Origin of the sequence: Petrocella sp. FN5 (genome assembly GCF_029210395.1) — a bacterium.
Classification (GTDB): domain Bacteria; phylum Bacillota; class Clostridia; order Lachnospirales; family Vallitaleaceae; genus Petrocella.
Window position 1 is genome coordinate 1 of the sequence record NZ_JARGDP010000015.1, and the last position, 14,457, is coordinate 14,457.

General features: G+C 37.6%; 13 protein-coding genes. 3 read left to right on the forward strand and 10 right to left on the reverse strand.

Annotated elements, in window-relative coordinates; translation table 11 throughout:
* Window positions 1–45: 45 nt before the first annotated feature.
* The 6 genes from P0N36_RS05895 to P0N36_RS05920 all read right to left on the reverse strand — a co-directional run bounded on the left by P0N36_RS05895 (window position 46) and on the right by P0N36_RS05920 (window position 6,772).
* Entirely contained in the window at window positions 46–924 is an 879-nt protein-coding gene (locus tag P0N36_RS05895; RefSeq protein WP_275841963.1) for a YicC/YloC family endoribonuclease, read from the reverse strand.
* Between the two features lie 96 nt (window positions 925–1,020).
* Complete coding sequence (locus P0N36_RS05900; RefSeq protein WP_275841916.1) at window positions 1,021–3,003, reverse strand: YgiQ family radical SAM protein; 1,983 nt, start codon at window positions 3,001–3,003, stop codon at window positions 1,021–1,023.
* Window positions 3,004–3,006: 3 nt separating this feature from the next.
* Entirely contained in the window at window positions 3,007–3,675 is a 669-nt protein-coding gene (locus P0N36_RS05905) for an HAD family hydrolase (RefSeq protein WP_442957182.1), read from the reverse strand.
* Between the two features lie 11 nt (window positions 3,676–3,686).
* Window positions 3,687–4,400 carry a pseudouridine synthase gene (locus P0N36_RS05910; protein ID WP_275841918.1) on the reverse strand — a complete coding sequence of 238 codons (714 nt, stop codon included), beginning with the start codon at window positions 4,398–4,400 and terminating at the stop codon, window positions 3,687–3,689.
* Window positions 4,400–5,764, reverse strand: coding sequence for an RsmB/NOP family class I SAM-dependent RNA methyltransferase (locus P0N36_RS05915; RefSeq protein WP_275841919.1), 1,365 nt, complete (start codon window positions 5,762–5,764; stop codon window positions 4,400–4,402). Before P0N36_RS05915 ends, P0N36_RS05910 begins: the two co-directional genes overlap by 1 nt.
* A 213-nt stretch (window positions 5,765–5,977) precedes the next feature.
* Window positions 5,978–6,772, reverse strand: a complete 795-nt coding sequence (locus P0N36_RS05920; RefSeq protein WP_330683968.1) for a GTP pyrophosphokinase — start codon at window positions 6,770–6,772, stop codon at window positions 5,978–5,980.
* A 438-nt stretch (window positions 6,773–7,210) separates the two neighbouring features.
* Here P0N36_RS05920 and nadA point away from each other — a divergent pair, with 438 nt between their 5' ends.
* The 3 genes from nadA to nadC are packed head-to-tail and all read left to right on the forward strand — an operon-like array spanning window position 7,211 to window position 10,483.
* Window positions 7,211–8,119, forward strand: coding sequence for a quinolinate synthase NadA (gene nadA, locus P0N36_RS05925; protein WP_275841920.1), 909 nt, complete (start codon window positions 7,211–7,213; stop codon window positions 8,117–8,119).
* Window positions 8,120–8,132: 13 nt separating this feature from the next.
* Entirely contained in the window at window positions 8,133–9,653 is a 1,521-nt protein-coding gene (gene nadB / locus P0N36_RS05930) for an L-aspartate oxidase (protein WP_275841921.1), read from the forward strand.
* Window positions 9,638–10,483, forward strand: coding sequence for a carboxylating nicotinate-nucleotide diphosphorylase (gene nadC / locus P0N36_RS05935; RefSeq protein WP_275841922.1), 846 nt, complete (start codon window positions 9,638–9,640; stop codon window positions 10,481–10,483). Before nadB ends, nadC begins: the two co-directional genes overlap by 16 nt.
* An 89-nt stretch (window positions 10,484–10,572) precedes the next feature.
* On the opposite strand, the gene recN is transcribed toward nadC, so the two are convergent.
* Genes recN through P0N36_RS05955 form a run of 4 tightly spaced genes read right to left on the reverse strand, consistent with a single transcriptional unit; the run spans window position 10,573 to window position 14,457 of the window.
* Entirely contained in the window at window positions 10,573–12,276 is a 1,704-nt protein-coding gene (gene recN / locus P0N36_RS05940; RefSeq protein WP_275841923.1) for a DNA repair protein RecN, read from the reverse strand.
* A 25-nt stretch (window positions 12,277–12,301) separates the two neighbouring features.
* A complete protein-coding gene (gene argR / locus P0N36_RS05945) occupies window positions 12,302–12,757 on the reverse strand; it encodes an arginine repressor (protein ID WP_275841924.1) in 456 nt (151 codons plus the stop codon).
* A 12-nt stretch (window positions 12,758–12,769) separates the two neighbouring features.
* Entirely contained in the window at window positions 12,770–13,633 is an 864-nt protein-coding gene (locus tag P0N36_RS05950; RefSeq protein ID WP_275841925.1) for an NAD(+)/NADH kinase, read from the reverse strand.
* Window positions 13,634–13,644: 11 nt separating this feature from the next.
* The gene (locus tag P0N36_RS05955; RefSeq protein ID WP_275841926.1) at window positions 13,645–14,457 is read right to left on the reverse strand and encodes a TlyA family RNA methyltransferase; all 813 of its coding nucleotides are present in this window, start codon (window positions 14,455–14,457) and stop codon (window positions 13,645–13,647) included.

The window sequence follows — 14,457 nt, forward strand, 5'->3', positions numbered from 1 at the left end:
TATCGAATGTGAAAATTCAACTAAATAGTTTTGACCCTTAACCATTTACTCAATGTTTTGAATCTGTTCTCTGATTTTCTCAATATCCGTTTTCAACTCTAGACCATGACCGGATATTAGTAAACTATTGGCCTTAGACAATATGGTATTGGCTTCACGGTTCATTTCCTGTGTGAGAAAATCCAACTTTCTGCCAATGGGTTGGTCTGACTCGAGGGTTTTTTCCATATGCTCAATATGACTTCTTAAGCGTACAATTTCTTCATCGATACAACAACGATCAGCGAATAGTGCAACCTCAACAGCTAACCTAGCTTCATCTACAGCTGCATTCGATAACAGTTCTAAAATGCGTGCCTCCAACTTGATTTGATAATCCTTAACCACTGTTGATGATTCTTTCTCAATAAGAAAAAGTGCATCTTTCATGGCCGTCATTTTTAGAAGAATATCTTTCTTAAGTAATTCGCCTTCTACTTGTCTTGTCTCAACCATCTTTTCAATGGCTAAATCAAGGGCTTCTTTTAGTATGCCCCATAGAAGATTCTCATCATCTTGTTGTTCTTCTAATACAAAAACATCAGGGTATCTTGATATATGAGATACTTTTATATCATTTTCAAGGTTATATTTATCACTTATATATTGGAAATAGGTTAAATACTCTTCTGTTAGAGCTTCATTGAACCGGATACTCTCTTGCTTTGTTGAATTGTCCTCATAAGTTAAATAGACATCTATCTTTCCTCTAGACAACTTCTTTTTGGTATAGGTTTTAATGTCATTTTCCAGAAAATTCAGTTTTCTAGGGAGACGGACATTTACATCGCAGTATCTATGATTGACGGATTTCATCTCTACAATCATCTTTCTTTGATCTTTGACATGTTCGCCTCGACCAAATCCGGTCATACTGTTGATCATTTTCATCACTCTTCCTCATCGTTTTCTATGCACATCCATAGTTATAGGATTCTTTAGTACACTGTATTATAACTTAAACTGCTTAAAGTGTCAAAACTACTTTTTCTTCTTGTGCACATTCCGTATTGTTTTTCTTTTTTGCTTCGGTCCTGTTTTGGTTTGCCCCTTAGAATTATTCTTAATATGACTCTTAACATTACTTTTTGGTCTATCTTTTTTAGCCAATCCGTCTTTTGTCTGCTTAGGTACACTATGGGGTTGATGTTGGTTCTGTCTTGATTTATCACTGTTTTGTCTTGGCCGTATTAAGCAGTCTCGATCAAAACCAATAAGATCTTCTCTTCCTGCTAATAGAAGTGCTTCTTTAACCAACTCATAATTTTGTGGCTTTTTATATTGAATCAAAGCTCTTTGCATAGCCTTTTCCTTCGCCTTTTTAGGCACAAAAACAGGTTTCATCGTTCTTGGATCCAATCCTGTATAATACATAGTGGTCGAGGCTGTTGCCGGTGTTGGGTAAAAATCTTGTACCTGCTGAGGCTGATGGCCAATGTCTCTTAAATATAGAGCCAGTTTTATTGCGCTTTGTAAAGTGGAACCGGGATGGGAAGACATTAAGTAAGGTACAAGAAATTGCTTTTTCTCCAACGCCTCATTCTTATTTTCGTAACGTTTGGTAAAGCGTTCATATATCGCGTGATCTGGCTTTCCCATATAGCTTAGTGCTTCATGATCAACATGCTCTGGCGCCACTTTAAGTTGACCACTAATATGATGTTCACAAAGCTCATTAAAAAATGTAGGGTCTTTATCATACATGAGATAATCAAACCGAATGCCGGATCGTACAAACACCTTCTTCACTTTTGGGATACTACGTAGTTTTCTTAAAATCTCTACATATTCTGTATGATCCACATCTAGATTTTCACATTTCTCTGGAAACAGACATTGCTTCTCTTTACATACACCATATTTGAGTTGTTTCTGACAGGACGGCTTTCTGAAATTCGCTGTCGGTCCACCAACGTCATGAATATAACCTTTAAAGTCTTTGTCTTCAACAAAGCTTTCTGCTTCTCTAATAATTGATTTTGGCGATCTGGCCTGCATGACTCTCCCTTGATGAAAAGTCAATGCACAGAAATTACAAGCCCCATAACACCCTCTATTGCTAATTATGCTGAATTTGACTTCCTTAATAGCCGATATGCCACCTAAGACTTCATAACTTGGATGATATGTTCTTTCATAGTTCAACCCATAGATACTGTCAAACGCGCTTTCAGTTAGAGGCGCTTGAGGTGGTAATTGCACAATATACTCCCGATCACCATAAGTTTCTACAAGCGTTTTCCCTGTTATGGCATCTGTATTTTGAGATTGGAGTAAAAAGCTTTTTGCATAAGCTTCTTTTGAGGTTTTAATGTTCTTAAATGTAGGCAATATAATTTTATCATAAACCCCTTCAAGATTTGTTCCCCTATAACAGGTACCTTTTACAAAAGTTATGTCTTTTATATGAATACCCGACTCAAGGGCTTGCCCTACTTGAACAATGCTTTTTTCAGCCATGCCATACAGAAGTAAATCCGCCTGACTGTCTAAGAGTATAGACCGCCTAACTTGATCACTCCAATAATCATAATGACCCATACGTCTAAGAGATGCTTCAATACCACCAATAATAATAGGCACATCCCCAAAGGCTTGTCTAATCAGGTTCCCATATACAATGGTTGCTCGGTCCGGTCTTTTCCCCGCGACATTACCTGGTGTATAGACATCTTCTTTTCGTCTTTTCTTCGTTACAGAGTAGTGGTTCACCATAGAATCAATGTTCCCACCGGTTACCAAAAAGGCATGTCTTGGAATACCAAGTTTCATAATATCATCATGGTTTCTCCAGTCCGGTTGAGCAATAATACCGACAGTAAAGCCTTCTCTTTCAAGTACTCTTGCTATAATAGCTGCACCAAAAGAAGGGTGGTCCACATAGGCATCACCCGTTACTAAAATGAAATCCAATTGATGAATGCCACGTTGTTCCATATCCGGTTTTGAAATCGGTAAAAACATAGGTCAAGCCTCATTCCTAATCACTTGCATCACATCCGTATAACCATTCACATAATAATCTGCCAATCTTATTTTTTCGTCCGTCATATTTTTGGAAAAATCATCATAAATGGCACATACTTTCATACCTGCATTTTTTGCGGCCATAATACCCATCGGCACATCTTCAAAAACCAAACATTCCTCAGGTAGAACCATCAAGTCTTTGGCAACTTGCAGATAGATATCCGGACTTGGCTTACCTTTTGCTACCTCACAGCTGGTACGTACGCTGTGAAAAAAATGATTGATTTTGAATTTGTTCATAACCAATGAAACCAACTCTTTGGAGTTACTTGTACCTATGCCTGTTTTAAATCCATGATCCTTCAAATGACTTAAGAATAGACTTGCGTCTTCTTTTAAAGTCACCTTTTCAGTGTAATAGGACCATGCCATCTTATTCCATTCACCTTTAATGGTTTCAACCGAATCCAAAAGATTAAATCTTTTTTTGAAATACGTCGCGGTTTCACTGAAGCTCATACCTTCAATATCACCTTGAAGATCATCTGGTAATGACAATCCAAACCGCTCTAGATATTCCATATCAATCCTTTTCCATAACCACATGGAATCAATCAATGTTCCATCCATATCAAATATGACTGCTTTTATATTTTTTAACATAATTCTCCTTGTATTTAGAAAGTCTCGAGTGCTTGTACTTCGTCTTCACGAAGTTCTCTATAACCACCCAGCTTAAGATTTGAATCTAGGCTCAATCCTCCCATTTGTATTCTCTTTAGATAGACAACTTCTTTGTCAACGGCTTCAAACATACGCTTCACCTGATGGAATTTCCCTTCATGTATGGTGATATAGACCTCTGATGCTTCACCGGCACTTAAGATTTCCAGTTTTGCCGGCATGGTCTTATAACCATCATCCAGTGTCACGCCTACTAGAAATAGTTTGCAATCGGCCAAAGTAACACAACCTTTAATTCTTGCATAATAGACTTTTGGAACGTGTTTCTTAGGTGATAATAAGCGATGTGCCAGTTGGCCGTCATTGGTCAGAATCAAAAGTCCTTCTGTATCTTTATCCAATCGACCAATAGGAAATAAATCTTTCTTTCTCTTGTGGTTTACGAGGTCCAGCACCGTTTTATCTTTTGTGTCCTGGGTAGCTGTAATACAACCGGCCGGCTTGTTTAACATCATATACACATTGACGGCATACCCTATTGTCTTGCCATAAACCATGACATGATCCTTGTCTTCAGCCACTTTATAATCTATGGTCTTGACAACTTCCTTGTTCACCATGACTTTGCCGTATTGGATTAATTTCTTGACTTCTCGTCTCGTGCCAACTCCCATATTGCTTAAGTACTTATCTAAACGCATGGACATTATAACCATCTCCAACTTGCTTCAATCTTATTTTTCAGCTTATGATTAACCACTTTGCCCCATCCCAAGCTATAGACATCGACACAAATGAGATACCAACCGTTCTCTACATCTATCGACAAGGTTTCACCTTTCAAATACCTAGTTACATTAATATCATCATGGCTTAACATAATCTTGTTTCTGACTTGATCCGGTTTAAGTGCACTGGCAAGAGCCTGTGAAGGTTCAAACCGTTTTTTTTGATAGGTACCAAGTAACCAACCACTGGAAAAAACTCTAAGCCCTTGGGTCTTTGGTGCCTCTTTAGGCATACAAAATATCTTATCAACATGTTGATGTAAGGCATCTATTATACCTTCTTCCGGTTCGTAACCGATGGATTCTGCAAAATTCAAAAAAGCAGCTTTAGCCTCTTGATGAATAGAGGACTGAAAAACATGAACATTTGATTCTATGTACACATCTTTCTTTATCATTTTTGCAACAAAATGCCCTTCACCTTCAAACAAATGGGGCCATAGTCTTTTTGTTCTCTTAAGACAAGCATCTGAACCATTTATAGAAAAACCATCTGACACAGGCAAAATACGCTCCAATTCTAATAATTCATACTGCGGGTATTCCTTTAAGAATGCCGCAACCATATACTCATTTTCTTTCATATTAAAGGTACAGGTAGAATAGGTTAAGGTCCCACCATTTTTCAGTAACCTATGTGCTGAAGCTAAGATGCTTCTTTGTATAGGGACAAAATCATCCGGTCCGCTCTCTTCCCAGCTCTTAATCAGCTTAGGGTCTTTACGAAACATACCTTCACCTGAACAAGGCGCATCTACCAGTACTTTATCAAAATAACCTGGCCAAGCCCTAGCCAAAACCTTAGGATCTTCACTTGTAACGACACAATTTCTAATGCCGCTAATTTGTATATTCTTACTTAAATGCCTCACCCTTGAAGGACTGATGTCGTTTGAGACAATTAAGCCACGATTATCCATCATACCGGCAATATGAGTCGTTTTACCACCGGGAGCAGCACATAAGTCTATAATCTTATCTCCAGGTTTAGCATCTACCGCCCTACCTACCATCATCGCACTGGGTTCCTGAATATAATAACAGCCCGCCATATAATAAGCATCTTTGCCAGGACGTTCCTCTTCTTGATAGTAGTAGCCTTCATGGCACCAAGGTATTTTTCTAAGCTCAAAGGCCATCTTATCAGGAAAATCTGCTCCTACCTTCAAAGGATTAACCCTCAAACCAAAATATCTGGGTTGATCATAAGCATCTATAAAATCAGTATACTTGTCTTGCAGTAGCAATCGCATTTCTTTTTCAAATAATAAAGGTAAATCCATCCTAAACCTCACTCATGACCACGCCATTCATATCAGCGCATAGCCTGATTAATCATATCATGTGAAGTAGAAATAAACAATATAAAAAATACCATTATTGGGTTCCTTCTCTTATTTAAATGTGTAAAAAGCAGTAAGTATTCATTAATCAGATAATCCTATCGGACATCAGATTCAAATAAATACTTACTGCTTACAACAATCTTTATCTCTTTAATTCAAGCTCTGAGCCCTATATGTCTCAGCTACAATATCCAATCTCTTATTAAACTCCGTCAACTCCTCAATAACACCGGATTCCCATAAACGATAAAACTCATCTTGAATATGTTGAATTTCCAGATCATCCTTTGCCACACTGCTAATATTCTGAACATTATTAAGAATATCTGCAATAATACCGGACTTATATTGAAAAGAATCCTGAGCATCCAGAACTTCTGTACGAATCTTAGACATTTCATTATCTAAGTTATGAGCCGCCTCAGCTGCAGCTACCAATCGATTTCTAATCTCTATCGGTATATTATGCTTATACTTATATTTTAGAGAATGCTCAATCGTTGCCCAAAAATTCATAGCTAAAGTACGGATTTGGATTTCTGCCTGTATACGCTTCTCACCCAAAGCTGTGTGAACATCATAGTAGATAATCATATGATAACTTCTATACCCACTGGACTTCGTATTGGTCACATAATCTTTTTCATACTTTATAATTATGTCCCTTCTACTCTTAATAAGATCTACAACCTTATCAATATCTTCAACGAACTGACAAATAATTCTAACCCCTGCAATATCTTCAATCTGATTTTCAATATCGCTTAACGCAATGCCTTTTTTCTTAGCTTTTTCTAGAATGCTAGAAATCTTTTTAACCCTAACAGCAACAAATTCAATTGGTGAATATTGACTTAATTTATGATATTCATTCACAATACTTTCAAACTTTATTTGCATTTCTTGTACCGCTTGCTGATACGGAATTAAAAATTCCCGCCACATTTGCGTCTCCAATACCATCACTCCAATCCTGTTTGACTTTTGTTAAAGTGTCAAAATGAGGTTATTCTAAGTTCATATATAAAATACATGATAGTTCAACCCTATTGTTTAGACACTTTACTATGTTTTATAATATTTTTATATATTTCGTAGTATTACCTTTTGTTAAATGTTTAAATGAATTTAAACTCTTATTATGACTTGCATTCATTATAACATAAAATATAACATTTATTAATGATATTATTCATTTTTTTTGTATATATTTACTTAAACGATTAAAGTATCCATGCTAAACACTTAAGTATTTCTTTTCCTAGTATGTTAAGCTTGATTCTAATAAGGTTTCTATAGCTTCCTTTTGACACTTGAACCCTCTTTGTGATATACTTCTCCTAAATAATGTCAAGACACATGCTAAATTGGAGAGGAATAACCATGTCTCAAGAACTGATATCAAAAATTCATCATTTAAAAGCTAAAAAAAACGCAACCATCATTGCCCACTTTTACCAGTCTCCTGAAATACAGGATTTGGCTGATTTTGTGGGTGATTCTTTGGCTATGGCCAAATACGGTAAAGATGTTGATGCCGATTGCCTTGTCGTTTGCGGTGTAAAATTCATGGCTGAAACTGCCAAGATTCTATCTCCAGATAAGATGGTACTTCTACCCAATCAAGATGCAGGATGCCCCATGGCAGACATGGTTGATGCCAAGTCGCTCTCTATGCATAAAAAAAGACATCCTAACCATTATATTGTATCTTATGTCAATACTTCAGCGGATGTTAAAGCTTTAACAGATATTTGCGTCACCTCATCTAATGCTTTGCATATCATCCGACAACTGGACCAGAAAGAAATACTTTTTTTACCGGACAAAAACCTTGGTCACTATATCAACACACAGCTACCCGGTCAGCAAATGCATTTGTGGCCCGGGTTTTGTAGAACCCATGACCGTTTGAAGCCTGAAGATGTCATTTCTATGAAAGTTCTTTATCCAAGTGCCGAAGTCCTAGTCCATCCTGAATGCGATCCAAGTGTAGTAAAATTAGCTGATTTCGTTGGTTCTACGGCCGGCATTATTCATCGCGCTAGCGCCTCATCAGCCAGATCTTTTATCATTTGTACAGAAGAAGGTGTTTTACACCGTCTGAAGCAAAACGAACCTGAAAAAGCATTTTACCTAGCATCCGGTAAATTATTATGTCAGAATATGAAAAAAACTGAATTGGAAGACATTTATCGTTCTTTACTTAATAATAGTCCTGAAATGATGATCGATAAATCAACACGATTGGCCGCTTATAATGCCTTAGATCAAATGCTGGCACTCAGTTAGAAGGTGACATACCATGAAAACTACAGATGTTCTTATTATCGGTACCGGCTTAGCGGGTACTTATGTTGCACTTAATCTACCTACCCATCTTGAGATTACCATGATGTGCCACCACTCAACCAACTCAACCTTGGCCCAAGGCGGTATTGCCATCTCACTTGACCAAAAAGATTCTTTTGAAGCGCATATTGAAGACACTTTAACGGCCGGAAGGCATACCAATAAGCTTGACGCGGTTAAGACATTGATTGAGAATGCACCCTATCAAATCCAGACTCTAAAAAAACTTGGTGTGGAATTTGATTACGACGCACAAAAAAAAATACATGCTACTTTAGAAGGTGGGCACTCATATCCTAGAGTGATTCATGCCGGCGGCGATCAAACCGGACAATCTGTAATGAGTCTATTAGACCAAAAAATTGAGTCCGCAAATAATATACAAATCTTAAAAGGTGCTTCCTTACTAGAGCTGGTAATACATGATCAGCAAGCCATAGGCATTGTTTATGAAATGAATGAAACCATACAAGTTATCTATGCCAAACATATTGTTATGGCAACTGGTGGACTTGGTGATTTGTATACACATACTACGAATCAAGAAGGTTCAACCGGTGAGGCCATCGCCATCGCCGCTTTTGCAGGTGCAAAATGTCAAGATATGCGTTATATACAATTTCATCCCACTGCATATAAAAATAAAGACAAGGGGTATTTTCTTATAACCGAAGCCATACGAGGTGTAGGGGCCTATTTGCTAGATGCTCATAAAAATAGATTTATGGATCCCATTCACCCTTTGAAAGAGTTGGCTCCTAGAGATATTGTTTCAAAGGCCATCTATGATGTTATAGCGTCCACTCAAGAAGCTTTTGTTTACTTGGATACAAGGCACTTAAAAACAAAATACTTAAAAGAACGCTTTCCGAACATATATAAAACATTAGAAAAAGACGGTTTAACTCTAGGGGTTGACCTTGTTCCTGTAACACCGGTGGCCCATTATGCCATTGGTGGCATTTGTACGGATTTAATGGGACGTACCAATCTTATGAATCTATACGCATGTGGTGAAGTTGCCTCAACCGGAGTTCATGGTGCCAATCGATTGGCCAGCAACTCACTCTTGGAGTGTTTGGTCTTTGGTAAAAACGTTGCCGAACACATTGTTTCTAGTCACGAACATATATCACTGCCTTCTATTACCAAGGACCCACTGGATACATGGAAACATACTAAGACAACTGTTTCAAATAGTTATAAAATCCATAAGGCCTGTGTTCAAGAAATCATGACCAAATATGTTGGCATTGTTCGCTATGACCATCAACTTAAGTTGGCAAAATCTGAGCTAATACGCCTTCTGTCCCCGCTCAAAAAAATACGTTTTGATCATGTAGACCATGCCAAATCTTATAACCTCGTGTCCGTCAGTTTGATGGTTGTTGAAGATGCCTTAAATCATGAGAGCTTAGGCTGCCACTACAAAGAAATAGAAAAGAAAGGGCTTAAATCATGCAAGGACCTATAAATAAGCATCAATTAGTAGCAAAAATTATTGAATGGCTTGAGGAAGATATGCCCTATGGCGATATCACTTCCCAAAACATCGTATTTCATGACCATAAGGTTCAAGCCTCTTTTATCGCTAAAGAAGATGGTGTTATCTGTGGTATAGAAGTTATGAAACTCGTCTTTCAAACGATAGACAGTACAATCGTTTTTGAAACATTTGCTAATGATGGTGATTTGGTAGAGCCGGGATTCATCATAGGTACCCTAAACGGCCCTCTTGATAAGATTCTAATGGGTGAAAGATTAGCCTTGAATCTATGTCAACGCTTAAGTGGTATTGCAACGATGTCCCATCATTATGCTCAGGCTGTTAAGGCCTTTCCTGTTCGGGTCGTTGATACAAGAAAAACCACGCCCGGTCTTAGACTACTCGAAAAATATGCCGTTCGAATCGGAGGCTGTTACAATCATAGATATGGACTCTCGGATGCTGTTATGATTAAGGATAATCACATTGCCGGAGCCGGATCAATAAAAAACGCAGTGGCTCAAGTTCGCTTAAGGGTACCCCATACAACCAAAATCGAAATAGAAGTTGAAAGTCTTGAAGGACTAAAGGAAGCCTTGAGACTTGGCGTGGATATTGTCATGCTAGATAACATGACCAACGATATGCTTCGCGCTGCTGTCGAGATTAATCAGGGGAGAGCCCAATTAGAAGCCAGTGGCAATATGACCCTAGACCGCATCGTTGATGTGGCCAAAACCGGTGTGAACATCATCAGTGTAGGTGCTCTCACCCATTCGGTTCATGCTCTTGATATCAGCTTGAAGTTCTTAATATAATATCTTGTTCTGTATTTGCTATTGTAGTTACTTTTTCTACAAACCAAGGGGGCTAAAGTATAACTTTAGCCCCCTTGGTTTCATCTCATTTAAGCTTTATTAATATAAGCCTCTTTTATTGCTGTCGCTTGTTCTTTCATTTCTTTAGCCGACTCTAATGTATTCTCAGTTATTTTCACACCGCCAATAAGTCTGGCCAATTCTTGGAAGATTTCCGCACCTTTTAATGGTCTAACAAAAGTCTCAATCCTGTTTTGTGACTCTGACTTCTCGATTAAATAATGCTGATCTGCCATGGCGCTGATTTGTGGCAAATGGGTGATACATATAATCTGTCTATGCATGGCCAAAATCGACATTTTTTCTCCTACTTTTTGGGCGGTTCGACCGCTGATACCGCTATCGATTTCATCAAAAACCAAGGTACCAATTTGATCCATTTCAGCAAAAACGGACTTAATGGCGAGCATAACCCTTGAAAGTTCACCACCGGATGCGATCTTAGTTAAGGGTTGTACGGACTCGTTTTTATTGGTACTGATCAAGAAAGTAACTTGATCATAGCCATTTTGGCCGAATTCATCTAGTTTTTCAATATTGATTTCCATTTTTGCGTCTGCAAAATTCAAATCCACCAGTACGGTTTCAATATTTTTTCCAATTTCTTTTGCCGCTTTCTGTCTTAGACGAGAAATTTTTTCACACTTTGTCTCCAGTCGTTCTGTTAACTTTTGAATGGCTTCTTTGTTTTTTTCCAAGTCTATTTCATAGTTTTCCAAATGTTTTAAGCGCTTTTCTTTCTCTTCTAATGCAGCTAAAATCGCCTCTATACTATGACCATATTTAGACTTTAAAGTATTAATGATGTGTATACGTTCTTCTACTTCATTCAAGCTTTGATCGTCTGCTTCTAATGCCTCTAGATAATTTTCCACATGTTTATTCAAATCCCTGACCATATCTTCAATTTGTGCCATCATAATGGCCATATCTTCAATTTCTTCATCCAAATGGCGTATACCTTCAAAATCCCGTAAAATGTGACCAATCCATTCCCATAGATTCATTTCCGGGTTTTGTGTTAAACGCTGTTCAACACCCAATAATTTTTGAAGGATTTTATTACGATTAGATAAAAGCTTAAACTCTTTACTTAAAGTTTCATCTTCGCCTTCAATCAGATGGGCAGATTGAATCTCATTGATTTCAAACTTTAAAAAATCTATTTCCCGCTTTCGATCATCTACTGTGAGATAGTCTTCTTCTACGATTTTGGTCAGTTTTTTATAGGCCTTATAATCCATATATAGATCATCTTTTAAGGTCTTAAGCCCTTGACCAACATACCGGTCCAATAAATCAATATGGTTGTTTTGATCTAAAAGAGATTGATGTTCATGTTGACTGTGAATGTCCAAGGTCATATCCGCTATTTCGCTTACCACCCCAACCGTCACGGTCTGATGGTTGACTTTATACACACTACGCCCTGTCATATTGAATCTTCTTGATATTAATAGCTCTTGTTCATGATTGTAGTCAATACCATATTTTTCTTTTAATCTGATTAACGCTTCTTCCTGTAGAACAAAAATCATCTCAATCAAGGCATAATCAGATCCTTTACGAATCATCGACTTATCTAACTTTCCACCGGAGATGGCATTCATCGAACCAATAACAATAGATTTACCTGCACCGGTTTCACCACTAAGAACCGTCAGACCATGATCAAAGTCAATTTCCAAAGATTTAATTAGAGCAAAATTTTCTACATGTAGATAAGTTAACATCTAATCCTCCCATAAGCCTATGTTCTTATTGGCTGTGTGCCACTTTGTTTAAACGTTCCATGACAAAAATAGCATCAGCTTCAGTTCGAGTTGCACAAAATATGGTGTCATCACCAGCAATACATCCCACAACTTCATCAAAATCCATAGCATCTACTGCAGCTGCTACTGCCATAGCCATACCGGTTAAAGTCTTAAGTACAATCATATTACCTGCCCGATCCATACTGCTGTATCCATTCTTAAAAATACGAATGTACTTTTCACTCAGATTGGTTTCTTTAGATGGAAGTATGGCATATTTTTGTTTGCCACCGGGTATGGAAACTTTGGTAAGTTTCAGATCCCTAATATCTCTTGAAATCGTTGCCTGTGTAACTTCAAAACCATCTTCCTGAAGTCGATGCACCAATTCCTCTTGGGTTTCGATGACAAAATGATTCACCAACTCTATGATCTTTGACTGTCTAGCTATTTTCATAACCAACCTCCTCTAATTACCACCCAGTTTTCTTCTTAATATATGATAAAAGTTATGTCCTTCTATTTTAATCAGCCTGGTTTTTAAATCGGCTTTTTGGATGATGATTTCTGCATCATTGTTGATTTCTTTACCATCTTGACCATCGATGGTCACCATTAAGTCATTATCCCAAGAGCGACGATTATGTTCAAAATTAATTTTGACTTTATCGTTGCTGGACAATACAATACTTCTAGCTGTTAAAGAGTGGGGACAAATAGGCGTCATAACAATCATTTCATTATGAGGCGCCAGAATCGGTCCGTTTGCAGATAGATTATAAGCTGTGGATCCCGTAGGTGTTGCAATAATAATCCCATCCGCTGAATAATAATTAACAAATTCCTCATTAACGTAAATACTAAATCCAACCATTCGAGATAAAGCCATACGACTAATAACCACATCATTTAGGCAAAAACCCTCTTCGATTAAGAGACCTTCATTGTATATTTGTGCTTCAAGCATCATTCTGGTTTCAATTTCAAACTTACCTTCCAATACTTTTTCTAGATTTTCTTGCCACTCATGTTCCTCTATCTCCGCTAAGAATCCAAGATTTCCTAAGTTAATGCCTAGAATCGGAATTTCATGCATAGCTAATCGTCGGGCAGAATGAATAATCGTACCATCACCTCCAAGTACAATGGCAAAATCAATATCGTCCAGTTCAGAATCATCTTCTATATCAATAGCATTGAAGGCATAACACTCTCGTACATAGTTATCTATGTACACTTTACAGTCCTTTGACTTTAACCAATCCATGATTTTACAACTATAGGTCAAAGTTGGGTCTTTACTGGTGTTAATAATCATATAGACATTCTTCATTACGCCACCAACTACAGTGTATTATGAGCTTGATCTACGACCGCATCAATACGTGCCTTAAAGCTTTCATAGGACACATCCACTGTATTCTTTCTTACATATAATAAATACTCAATATTACCCTCTGGGCCTTTAATTGGTGAATAGTCCAAACCTAAAAATTCAAAACCCATTTGAACCGATTCTGACAAAATACGGATCAAAACTTCTTTATGAATTAAAGGATCTCTAACCACACCCTTTTTCCCAACTTTTTCACGTCCGGCTTCGAATTGAGGCTTGACCAAGCAAATCATTTCACATTGTTGACGCATCAACAGCTTAACTGTAGGTAGGACTTTAAGAATTGAAATGAAGGATACATCCATACTAACAAAATCAATAGGGTCCGGAATCTGCTCTGGCGTTACATACCTAATATTTGTTTTCTCCATACAGACCACACGCGTATCTTGTCGAAGCTTCCAATCCAATTGTCCTCGTCCAACATCAATTGCATAGATTTTCTTCGCACCATTTTGTAACATACAATCGGTAAATCCACCTGTCGAAGCCCCAACATCCATACAAATCTTGTCTTCAAGAACGATTGGGTATTGTTGTAATGCTTTTTCCAATTTGAAACCACCACGACTCACATAAGGGTTTGGGTTGGATTTAACAATAACTTCCAGGGCTTTATTGACTTTTGTTCCTGCTTTATCTTCTCTCTGACCGCCAACAAAAACATTTCCGGACATGATTAATGTCTTGGCTTTTTCACGTGATGGTGCTAGACCCAACTCAACGAGTAAAATATCAAGCCTTTCTTTCTCAACTGACAT